Annotated in this window: 8 protein-coding genes and 1 rRNA gene; 6 read left to right on the top strand and 3 right to left on the bottom strand. The window is 42.5% G+C overall.

The window, feature by feature from the left end; translation table 11 throughout:
* Positions 1-24 precede the first annotated feature (24 nt).
* The 4 genes from rrf (at position 25) to amoB (ending at position 4,832) form a co-directional block, all read left to right on the top strand.
* A 5S ribosomal RNA gene (gene rrf / locus ACINK7_RS19630) occupies positions 25-140 on the top strand.
* Between the two features lie 1,747 nt (positions 141-1,887).
* Positions 1,888-2,640 (top strand): bacterial ammonia monooxygenase, subunit AmoC, encoded by a 753-nt coding sequence (amoC, locus tag ACINK7_RS19625; protein ID WP_014147020.1) that lies wholly within the window; start codon positions 1,888-1,890, stop codon positions 2,638-2,640.
* 110 nt (positions 2,641-2,750) lie between these two features.
* Complete coding sequence (amoA, locus tag ACINK7_RS19620; RefSeq protein WP_404357925.1) at positions 2,751-3,494, top strand: bacterial ammonia monooxygenase, subunit AmoA; 744 nt, start codon at positions 2,751-2,753, stop codon at positions 3,492-3,494.
* Between the two features lie 93 nt (positions 3,495-3,587).
* Entirely contained in the window at positions 3,588-4,832 is a 1,245-nt protein-coding gene (gene amoB, locus ACINK7_RS19615; RefSeq protein ID WP_404357923.1) for a bacterial ammonia monooxygenase, subunit AmoB, read from the top strand.
* Positions 4,833-8,227: 3,395 nt separating this feature from the next.
* On the opposite strand, the gene ACINK7_RS19610 is transcribed toward amoB, so the two are convergent.
* Together ACINK7_RS19610 and ACINK7_RS19605 are read right to left on the bottom strand one after the other, a co-directional pair.
* Positions 8,228-10,177 (bottom strand): DCC1-like thiol-disulfide oxidoreductase family protein, encoded by a 1,950-nt coding sequence (locus tag ACINK7_RS19610; RefSeq protein ID WP_404357921.1) that lies wholly within the window; start codon positions 10,175-10,177, stop codon positions 8,228-8,230.
* Between the two features lie 146 nt (positions 10,178-10,323).
* The gene (locus tag ACINK7_RS19605; protein ID WP_014147025.1) at positions 10,324-10,455 is read right to left on the bottom strand and encodes a hypothetical protein; all 132 of its coding nucleotides are present in this window, start codon (positions 10,453-10,455) and stop codon (positions 10,324-10,326) included.
* Positions 10,456-10,665: 210 nt separating this feature from the next.
* Here ACINK7_RS19605 and ACINK7_RS19600 point away from each other — a divergent pair, with 210 nt between their 5' ends.
* Positions 10,666-11,055: a hypothetical protein gene (locus tag ACINK7_RS19600; RefSeq protein WP_404357919.1), complete on the top strand. Its 390-nt coding sequence runs from the start codon at positions 10,666-10,668 to the stop codon at positions 11,053-11,055.
* 23 nt (positions 11,056-11,078) lie between these two features.
* Positions 11,079-11,504, top strand: coding sequence for a hypothetical protein (locus ACINK7_RS19595; RefSeq protein ID WP_404357917.1), 426 nt, complete (start codon positions 11,079-11,081; stop codon positions 11,502-11,504).
* Positions 11,505-11,557: 53 nt separating this feature from the next.
* On the opposite strand, the gene ACINK7_RS19590 is transcribed toward ACINK7_RS19595, so the two are convergent.
* Positions 11,558-11,746 (bottom strand): DUF2970 domain-containing protein, encoded by a 189-nt coding sequence (locus ACINK7_RS19590; RefSeq protein WP_404357915.1) that lies wholly within the window; start codon positions 11,744-11,746, stop codon positions 11,558-11,560.
* Positions 11,747-11,778 lie beyond the last annotated feature (32 nt).

Genomic DNA, 11,778 nt, shown 5'->3' with positions numbered 1-11,778 from the left:
CTTGAACCTGCTGTAACCAGTTTGCCTGGTGACCATAGCGAGCGTGTCCCACCCGATCCCATCCCGAACTCGGAAGTGAAACCGCTTAGCGCCGATGATAGTGTGGCACTTTGCCATGTGAAAGTAGGGAATTGCCAGGCGCTTATCCCAAAAGCCCGTGTTGATCACTCAACACGGGCTTTTTTTTGCCCTAAGGTTTTGCAAAAGGATGCATCCATTAGGTACGCGTAGCGTACCCTACAATCTATTTTGAATAGTTAAGTGCTTCCGGGTCCGGAAGTAGTGAGTGGTCGTTGTTTCGTTCAGAAATAGATGAATGTATACCTGTGCCTGAAGACCTCATAGACATCGCATGAAATTCAGCATCAAGGACCCCTTGGCGGAGCTTAATGCTTTGAATGTTAATTAAGTAACATTCAATACAAGTTTTTGAATTAAAATTTATTATTCATGGTGAAATGCTTTTTCTAGGATAATCCTTGAACAAGCATAAGGTATAGACATTAAGTTGGTATTTATGTCGCCGCACTCTATTTAAGGGTTCCTCGCTTTCATATTCCGAAAAATCTTTTCATTATTGAGGGCGAAAAGTTTGGCGTTCATAGACGCCAAACAGTAGATCGAGGTAATCGAAAGCTATTATGTGCATCCTGCATTAGTATTGGCAAATGTCGGTTCGAATCCAGGGCCAGCAGAATATAAATATTGTTACCTCAATTACTTTTAGCATAGTAGAGCCGATCTGCAGAATATTTTGCCGCAGTCAACGCGGAAGTTATTAAATTTAAATTCAACAACTTAACCATGGAAAATAAGGTGTTTCAAGAAAATATTTAAAATTCTCGCTAACCTCTTGGTTGAACAAAAGTTTTACACAAATGCATATCAAAATAGAGTTTGCAGCTATCTTTCTGCTCCGACCCACTTTTTGAGCTAAAGCGATTTTGCTTACCGCTCGTCTCGACGGCTTCAGGAAGAAAGATAGAGCGGGATTCATGCTTCGTTCTGGTTATGGGGGTTTTTGGGGCGGTTATTTCACAACATCTTCGGCGCTCTGTTTGTATCCGTCTTTCATCCGTATGAGGCTTTGGTACTGCCTATTGTTCATTCCAAGTTGGAGTCCTCCCTGCTTTCATGCTGTCATTAAAAAATTATCGCCTTAATAGCCGATATTAGTGTGATCCGAAATTTTAAGGCTTCACAATGAATCCGAAGGCTCGCCACCAAATAAGAGATGGAGCAGTTACTTTAAATTAAAGCGCTTTTGGTTGGCTCTTGGATAGGTTGCCCTGTGCTGGTAGCAGGCTCTCACAGGGGGGGGGGCTGGCCGGAAACCCTAATGGAATTATGTGTCTATCACCTTTCTCAGTTCCAATTATTTCAAAAAAGAGAGGCTAAGTTATCTGTTTTTTAGTGTTAGGGATAAACAATTAACTTATTGCACGGCTTCACTGTTACATAGTTTACATTATTGCGTTTTTAGCCGACTTGAATGGCTGCAAGAGCCATAGTCTCGATTACTGCAAAATTATTATTTCATGTTCGTTACTTAATTCAATGTATTACTTCAATAAATTGCGGGGTGGTTAGCGAACAATTATTTGCGGTTTTATGATCTGAATTGAATCAAAATTAAATCTAAAAGAAAGATTTTTTTTGCGTGTGATGGGTATGCGATTAAGGGCTTGAGGATAGGCTGGATGGGGCGTGGATATGGATGGGATAATTGATAGTGTACTAGATTGGTCATAAATTTTGTTGACAAGCCTTTTCGAAATGATAAACTGAGCAGCACCAAATTGGACTGGTGGAGCTTGAATAAAGCGTTATAGGGATGTTCTAAAGCAACCGCCCTTAGGGGTTTTATAAATTTTTTAGGAGGTAGAAATGGCTGCTACAACTGAGTCAGTTAAAGCTGATGCTGCAGAAGCACCACTTTTGAACAAAAAAAATATCATTGCCGGCGCATCTTTGTATCTGGTTTTCTATGCGTGGGTTCGTTGGTATGAAGGTGTTTATGGTTGGTCCGCAGGTCTGGATTCATTCGCACCTGAGTTCGAAACATACTGGATGAACTTCCTGTATATCGAAATGGTATTAGAAGTATTAACAGCTTCTGTATTATGGGGCTACATCTGGAAATCTCGCGATCGTAAAGTAATGTCAATTACTCCACGTGAAGAGTTAAGAAGACATTTTACTCACTGGACATGGTTGATGATGTACGGCATCGCGATCTACTTCGGTGCTAGCTACTTCACAGAGCAAGATGGTACTTGGCATCAAACGATCGTTCGTGATACTGACTTCACTCCAAGTCATATCATCGAGTTCTACTTGAGCTACCCAATCTACATCATCACTGGTGGTGCTTCTTTCTTATATGCTAAAACAAGACTTCCAACTTACCAACAAGGTTTGTCTCTGCAATACCTGGTTGTTGTTGTAGGTCCGTTCATGATCCTGCCAAACGTTGGTTTGAATGAGTGGGGTCATACTTTCTGGTTTATGGAAGAATTGTTTGTTGCTCCTCTGCACTATGGCTTCGTCTTCTTCGGATGGTCTGCCTTGGGTGTATTGGGTGTAATCAACATCGAGCTGGGCGCATTGTCCAAGCTGCTGAAAAAAGACCTGGCTTAATCGCTTAGTCTGAAAAAACTATCTCCTGGTCGCTTCTTCTTTACCGAAGAAGCGATACAGAAAATAGTAAAAATAAATAATAATTTTTAAATCCTTTAGGAGGTAAGCTAATGAGCGCATCTCAATCAGCTGTTCGTTCACGCGCAGAAGCTGTCAAAGTTTCTCGTACGTTCGACTACATGATTCTCTTTACGGCGTTTTTTGTTGTTCTCGGTGGTTATCATATCCACTATATGTTGACTGGCGGTGACTGGGATTTCTGGACCGATTGGAAAGATAGACGTCTATGGGTAACTGTAGCACCAATCGTTTCAATTACATTCCCTGCTGCGGTTCAAGCTGTACTTTGGTGGCGCTATCGCATCGCTTGGGGTGCAACTTTGTGTATCTTAGGTCTGTTACTCGGTGAGTGGATCAACAGATACTTCAACTTCTGGGGCTGGACATACTTCCCAGTAAACTTCGTTTTCCCATCTAACCTGATGCCAGGTGCGATCGTATTAGACGTCATCTTGATGCTTTCTAACAGCATGACTCTGACTGCGGTTGTCGGTGGTTTAGCTTGGGGCTTACTGTTCTATCCAGGTAACTGGCCAATCATTGCTCCATTGCATGTTCCTGTTGAATACAACGGCATGATGATGACTCTGGCTGACCTTCAAGGTTACCACTATGTTAGAACCGGTACTCCTGAGTACATTCGTATGGTTGAAAAAGGTACACTGAGAACATTCGGTAAAGACGTTGCTCCAGTATCAGCGTTCTTCTCTGGTTTCGTAAGTATCTTGATTTACTTCTTGTGGCACTTCTTCGGAAGCTGGTTCGGAAGTGAAAAATTTGTACAAGGTTCTTGATACAAACTTAATAATCAAAAAACCGCGGTATATTCATTTCGAATCTACCGGATGCTTATAAAACTATTAATTCTCTGTAATAGAGGAGGATATATGAAAATAATAAAAGACAAAGTTGCTAAATTGTCCTTTGTCGCACTGCTGGTATCTGTAACAGCAGCGATGTTTTACACTCCGACAGCATCTGCTCATGGTGAGAAATCACAGGCGGCATTCATGCGTATGCGGACCATTCACTGGTTTGACTTGAACTGGTCAAAAGATATGGTTTCTGTCAATGAAACCATGTCAATTTCAGGTAAATTCCACGTATTCGCGGGATGGCCTGAAACTGTCGATAAACCAGAAGTTGCTTTCTTGAACATCGGTATTCCTGGTCCTGTATTTATTCGTGCAGGTTCTTGGATCGGTGGTCAACTGGTTCCACGTTCAGTATCTCTGGAATTGGGCGAAACTTATGAATTTAAAGTTTTGTTGAAAGCACGTCGTCCAGGTGACTGGCACGTTCACACTATGATGAACGTTGAAGGCGGTGGTCCAATCATTGGTCCAGGTAAATGGGTAACTATTACTGGTAGTATGGGCGATTTCAAAAACCCAATCACTACATTGACTGGTGAAACCATTGATCTGGAAACTTACGCATTAGACGGTGTCTATGGATGGCACTTGTTCTGGTACGTTTTGGGTGTAGCTTGGATGGTATACTGGTGTCGCAAGCCTGTATTCATTCCACGCAGAATAGCTGTTGATGCTGGTAAAGCCGATTCTTTGATCACTCCAACTGATAAAAAAGTTGGTATGGCTTTCGCTGCCGGTACTATGGCAATCGTTGCTATCTCAATGGGTCAAGCCAACGAGAAATATCCTGTTACGACTCCATTGCAAGCAGGTTTGATGCGCGGTATTAAATCTTTGGAACTTCCACAACCTACAGTTTCTGTAAAAGTTGTTGATGCTTCTTACCGTGTACCAGGTCGTGCAATGCAAATGACTTTGGAAATCACTAACAACGGTGATTCTGCAGTTCGTTTGGCTGAGTTCAACACAGCTTCTGTTCGTTTCTTGGATGCTGATGTATATGAAGACGACACTAACTATCCAGATGACTTGTTAGCCGAAGAAGGTTTGTCTGTTAGCGATAACAGCCCACTTGCTCCAGGCGAAACAAGAACTGTTGACGTTACTGCTTCTGACGCAGCATGGGAAGTTTACCGTTTAGCTGACTTGATCTACGATCCAGACAGCCGTTTCGCGGGTCTGTTGTTCTTCATCGACGAAGACGGCAACCGTCAAATGACAATGGTAGATGCTCCATTGATCCCAACATTCATCTAATGAATAGCTTGGTCTAGTTATTATATAGACTAAGTAGGGTTAAAGCCCCCGTGTTGAAAAATACGGGGGCTTTTTTATGCGTGTTGTTATCGTATTGGGTAGTTGTTTTTTGGTTTGATTGCGCAAGAAATTAGTAATTAATTGGCAAGTCCAAGGGAAGGTTGCAGTAATTCGGAGTGTAAGCGGTTGAACGTGCCTGTCGAAGAGGAGAATAAGCCTATCGCTTAAATTGTGTGTATTAGGTCTCCCCTCATTGTAAAAGACGATTACAAGGATGCAGGAGGTAGGGTGTCGGCAGGTGATACTTTAAGCGACAAGGTCTGGCGCAGGGTGGTAGACAGTGTTCCTGTATTTTCTGCAGTCAAGGCGTTCTTGGCGCTCAGCGGTTGCCGAGTGGCTTGGAGGTTATTAAATAAAAAAACCTCAGTCCCGCTTTAATCCAGCACTTTAATTTTATAGGTCATTGCCAATGATCAATGGAATTTAGGTGCTGGGTGGATGCAGATTTTGTAAGGGGCAAAAATCTGCCCCTGCCGCCTACATCCTCGGCAAGCACACTTCGCACCCTTTTTTATTCTTAAATTGGGAATTGCTGATGTGAGAGGCTATGTTCGAGAATCTAGAAACTTGATGGCTGTAGGGGGCGTTTGAGCGTACCAAAGCAGTACCGCCGTTAGTTTGACGTGGTCTCGTGTGTTTTATGCTGTTACCCAAGTTTCCAGCTTAGGTAACCTGTTCCAGAAGCTCTAGCTTCCCGACAATCAAGAAAGCTTGAACGAGTGAGTTAGGGTTGGTTGACAGTGTGCGGAGTTTGTGTCGGTCTCAGGAAGCTCTTGCCCTGAGCCCTTCGGCTGCGCTTAAGAGGGTCTTGTCGAAGGGGGAGCTTCCGGGATGTCTTTCCCAAGCTCCAGCTCTCATCGTTATACACAAGTATCGGTAAACTTGCTAAACAGAGTTCGTCGTATACCTGGAAACGGTGCTGTTTGATAAATCTGCGGATATTGAACATCAGTGGCTTCGAAATCGCGACGAAGGCGTCGCTCCCACAAGGGGAGGCGGATGCTCTGTGGGAGCGATCCCCAGGTCGCGATTTCGAAGTCGGGAACGTTGGGCGACAAAAAATGGTATCGAAGACTCATTAGCTAAGATTGCAAAACAGTAATTTTTGACTTATGTATAACGATGAGAGCTGGAGCTTGGGAAAGAGCGTGATGTGGGTTGGTCCTTTTTAGCTTGATGCGTATGCCCTACGGCCCGTTAGGCTGCTGGCATTTTGACAAAATAGCCGCTAAGGGAGCGGCAGGGTTGCCGCTTGTTTTAGGAGGGCTAAGGAGAGCCCTTCCGAAAGGCTATGTTCGCGTTGGAAGTTGAGGTTGCTCTCTTGCCTATTAAAAAAGGCATTTAGGAAATAGGCAAAATAATTACTTTCCAATACAACGTCGTAATAGGAGGGGGCACACTCATAGGCGCCAACTTAAGGCGCAATACATTGATTCATAGTTGAAAAATAAGAGTGTAGCCACAAAATGATGGATTTCCGTTTCGCTACTACCCAGGCTACTGCTCTGCACAGACCTTCCTGCATGGCCAATTTTGCGTAGGATGGGTAGAGGCGGAAGCCGAAACCCATCGTTTTTCAACCAGACGCAGTTGCTATCGCAGGACGGGGTTTATAAACCCTTCCGTAACGTTTTTACCGTTTGCGGGTGCCCATGATGGGTTTCCGCTTCGCTCCTCCATCCTACTGCTTAATTAATCACTTAGTTGCTTAAGTTGGCGCTTATGGGGCTCACACTTCGTGTGCCTTTGGCGTTCCAATCCGCACTCGGCTGTCGGTCCGCGAACCCTGCAATTCACTTGGATTATATAAGTGCTTCCGGTAGTTTCAACTATCCTGACACAGGGGGATACATAGCCTAAATAACCCGGCTTAAATTAATGACCGATGGAGTTTAGTTGCTGGATGAATGCTGATTTTGGATGGGGGCAAAAATATGTCCTGTTGCCTAGATCTTCGCTAGCCACGGCCCATGTCTTTATAAAGTTAACATTTTCGAGCATAAACCTAAAAAGAGAATTTAAGTGTCTCAAGCTGTCGTTCGCCCTGGGATCAACGAAAGAGCAAGGGGTAGTTTGAAATTTAACCAAGCTTATGAAAGTGTTTTAATTCCTTCATGCTTCGATTTCTTAGCCCGGCACGAACGGTCTACAACGCATGCCGGCGGCTCTTTTTAGGGTTAACCTGGGAGTGTGCATGAAACGGTTATGCGGCTTGAATTCGAATAAAAGCCGTAGCGTTATACTCATCGTAGATGAAAATTCGGCCTCGGGGTGCTCGGTAAAGGCTTTGCCAGCATGGAGCTGGCATAGGGCCTACATGGACGTATTCACGGCGTCCTTTGACGGGCACCCCGAGGCCTCCTCCGGCACTGCCGAAATTTGAAGTGCGAAAGGTATAGTTGTCTGTCTTATGTAGGGCTATAGGATCTATTATCCCTAACTGAGGTTAAGAAATAGCAGTTTGTTTGTGGTGAGTGCTAAAAGCTAAGCAAGTGCTGCAAATATAAATTAGAAAAAAGAGTTGTATGAGTAATAAAGGAGACTGGAAAAAAGACAGAAAGTTTCTGTAAAAAAGGAGGGGAAATGACGGGGGGTAAAGCGCGGGTATGAAAAGTAGATTGAGTTGCTAGTATGAACCCAGCTTATTAGAAAATAAGCCGGGTTCATAAATTCAGATCTTACAATCTAATAGTTGTATTTTCAACTTTTTGTTTGGAGCTATCGGGATCGTCCAGGCAGCCTGTTAAGCCAACAATCATTAATGCCATAGCTAAAAGTGATAAAACTTTTTTCATACTATCCTCCAAAAGAATTTATTTTTATATTAATAAAATTACAGTACTAAATGTTTAGCACGGTATTTTTATATCATGGCAAAAAATTCTATGCAACATTTAAATTAAAATGAGTGGAGAAGTTATAAATGAAATGGAGCGGTAAATTGATAAAAAAATAGATAAGTATGTAAATAAGTTGTTGTTATAAAAAAATAAAAATTATTGCTAATTGTGTCGGTTCTTGATTAAGCAATGGGTATGTCCAGTTTATAAATCACGCAACAGTTTGGTGAAAACTCTTGCGGTAAATGTCAACGTAGTTGTCGCATTAGTTGAAAATTAATGAACGGTAGTGTCGGTATTTATACCTATCGTAGATCAAAATTAGGCGCCGGAGGGGGGGCGACAAAGGACGCCGTGAAACCGTCCCATGTAGGGTCTATGCCAGTCCCTCACCTAGCGTTAGGTGAGGGATCGAGCAGCCCGTCTCCTCCTTGAGCGCTGCCGAAATCTGAAGTGCGAAAGGTATGGTTCAATCGCAATGGCAAAGGCTTGTCGTTATTCGGGTGTTAAGGTGGGCCAGTAACTTGATTGAGTAGAGAGATTATCCAGCAACATTTGGTTTAAATTGCTATGAAATTGCTGCTGTTTCCACTGGACTGTGCCAAGGCTTGACCATTCTCCGCTGAGGTTTTTATTGAGCAAGTCATAAACCCAATAGGACGGCGCTGAATTTTTCTTAATCTTGATCGTGAACAGCGCGTTATCAAGGTCTAGATGGAGTCTATGTGCCCAGTATGCAGTAATTTTCATGATCAGCTTGTTAAGTCTGGTGGCGTCAATATTCGGTGTGACGGCGATATTGGCCCACATTGAGTGAACGCGTCCCCAGTGAGGGGCTAATATCCGTCCTTCTTGGTTGATGAACGGTAACCAGGCTTCATCACCGTTATCGTTGGTGTAGGTGATTGCGAGTAACGAGTCATACCCTTCAAAATGGTCGTGTAAATAAAGGGCGTGGGGTGTTATGCCGATGAATGAGTGGGATAGTAATAAAATGGAATTGCTGGCTTGAGTCAGTGCAATCATTAAAGGGTTGCTGCGTGTGTCGACATTAAGCCGGTATAGTAGTCCGTAGTGAATGGAGCTATTAATTTGTAGTAGACAAATGATAAAAACGGCTTTGGTTAGTGTTTTTAAATTTCTTCGTGATTGAAGGTTGTCGGTCTCAAAAAAACGGCCATAAAAGCTGTGTAATTTGAATTGGGTTGTGTTTGGAATCGTGCAGTCTTGATTGCATGGTATGCGCTGTCTGTTGTCGGCTATGTTGCGATAAATAGCTCTGGCTAGATGATGAATGCCAGGGGTTCGTAGTAGCCAGCCAATTAAAAATGGATAGCGCATTTTCATTAGAATCTGGATGTAGGTGTTGATGCCGTTATAAACTTTGCCGTTTTCATCGACTGAATAAAGATCGGTCAGCAAGGTATCCAATGGTAGGGCAGATAGTGCGGGTTGTTTATTTGAAAAAGTTTGAGCGTCTTTAAATTCAATGCATTTAAAAATATCGAAATGATTGACCGTTAATGCAGTGCGATTGCATAAAGGGCAGTCTTTGTCGTAGTAGATCAGTAATAAAGGCTGAGTGGGTCGAAGGGCTTTGGCTAAGCAACGCCACCATGAAAAAGGGATCAGTAAACTGTAAAAAATGAGCATGCCAAGGCCAAACGGATAAATATTTAAAGAAATCGTTATACCAAGGTGTAAGCCAATGCCAATGAATAAGTAGATGGGACGTAAGTAGCGGTTTGAAAAAAAGAATATAAAGCTAAATTGGAACACAATAATGATATAGCCAATCGTCTTTTGTAAGATTTCCTGGTTTAGAAGCCAGGACATATTGATCGCGGATACATAATATGGTTGTGTGGAGGGAAGCCAGGCCCCTAGGCCGTTTCGCCAGTGTTCGGCAAATAATTTATGAATTGCCGAGTCGAAATAAAGAAAGCCTAGGCAGATAAAAACGGGAAGGTGGTAGCTCAGGCTTGAAACAGTAGGTTTCGGGTGTTGAGAGTAATGGCGAAAGGGTGTGCTGAGTTTTAACCTTAATTGATCGAGCGCAAAGGCTTTGTCGGTCGGCATGAAGAGTAAAAAAAATCCTGATCCGGTCATGAATGCATCAAATCCGCCGTCAAAGTCGCGTTGCATGGGGGTGAATTGTACAAAGACGATCCAAAAAAGGTAGCTTGCAATTAATGCGTTTTGGCATTGGTAGCCAACGATTATGAATAAAGCCGCCGCCGCCCAGAGACAAAGAAAAAAAGGAATGAGCGGGAATTCAACGTCAATGTAAGGAATCGGGTCGAATATTAGATGATGGAAATATAATAAGAAGCAGATTTCTTGAAATAATACGATGCCGTAGAGCAGTCGGAATAAGCCGATGCCAGTAGCTGGCGCAGGTTTATTGTGCAGTTGGTAAAGCTTGGTGAAAATAAAATGATACATTTACTAAAGCATTATGCTGAATAAATGTATAAATTATAAGGTATTTAGCTTGGGGATGGGTAGAAAAAACAAAGGCCGCCTCTAATGCTTGTCAGAATTAGCAGGGGCGGCCTTGTGATCTTTTTTAAACTAACGGGGCTGTTAGTTTATTTGTCTTCGTCGTTAGGCTCAGCAAAAACCCATTTTACTAAGAAGTAACCGGCTGCGATAACGACAATCGCGCCGACCATGCCAGCTGGTTCTTTTAACATTTCAGTCAAATCTAAGATCGCACCCATGAGTGTCCTACCTGTGTTTTTATATTTTAGAAAATGCTATAGACATAGCAAATGAGCCATCAATGATACTTTAGACACAGCTAATGTCAAGTTTAATGTTGATATTTTAAAGCGATGCACAATACGTTAGGAGAATGTAAAAACTAGAGTAGCACTGGGTGTGTGTTATAATCTAAAAGACTTATAAAATCAAAGTAAAAAGGTGGGAAAATGAATATAACAAAGAGAATACATGCAATATGGCCCGCTGTTTTGTTGGCTTTTGCAGCGAATGCGGAAGTCTTATTAAAAGATCAGTCTGAAATTCTGGGGAAATGGAATCTCTATGCGGAAGCCGCCAAATTAGAGGGAGAGAAAAAAGACTTGAGTATCGAGTGGGATTTTAAAAGTGACGGGGTATTGAATACCAAGTCGATTGATAACTATGGGCGAACCAAGACGTTTGAAGTAGCATTAAAATATTCTGTCGAAGATGGCATGATTAGAAAGCAATCGACTCCCGGGCGTGAAAAATACGAATCCTGCAAAGTTATCGAAAAATCGAATTCGGATATGATTTTGAAGTGTACCTATCTCTTTTTCTTTTTAACTAAAAAATAATAACTAAAACAGGAGGGTGTGCAATGATTGGTGGTATTGTTATGATTCTGGTGGCCGTTTGGGTCTACCAGTCAGCTTCGCGAGCTAAAGTGGAAAAAACCCTTTTTTGGGTAGTTTTGTGCTCTGTCGTTTTTTTAGCGGTTCAATTCACGGCGGTTTATTTCAATGTGTTTTTACTCGAGACTTTTAAAGGCGGCGGCTTCGAAGGCGGATATGAGCGGGATTTGGCTTCCATCGGCGACCGAAAAACCAAGGACGGGATATTTCAAGGGTTTACCGGAACGCTATTGTCCATTGTGTTTGAATTGATGCCTCCACTTCTAGGCGTCTTAGCCGTTGCCTTTATTAGAACTAAGTTTATGCTCAAAGAAGCATTGACAGCTTCTAATTTATTCAGCGGAATGAAAGAGTTATTCGTCTCGATCAAAAATAGCTTTAAACCGGAATAGTATCTCGTTTTACCAGGCAAAAAGCCCAAGTCCTGCTTGGGCTTTTTTGTTAATCAGCCGGTAATTTTTGCAACAAGCAATACCAAAAGAGCGACAAAAAGAACAGTAAAAATAATGCCGACAATGATGTAAGTGGATAAGTTGCCGTGTTCGAAATCCCGTTGTCTATTTTTGTCGCTTTGTATGCCGACTGCGGCGGCGAAAACGCTTTTTATTACATTGAGTATCGTCGGTTTCGACATAATCATCTCCCTAAAAATCCGTTAAGCATAAT

Source organism: Methylotuvimicrobium sp. KM1 (assembly GCF_044788715.1).
Lineage (GTDB): Bacteria > Pseudomonadota > Gammaproteobacteria > Methylococcales > Methylomonadaceae > Methylotuvimicrobium.
Note: the sequence above shows the minus strand (reverse complement) of the source record. Positions and strands in the feature narration are given on the sequence as shown.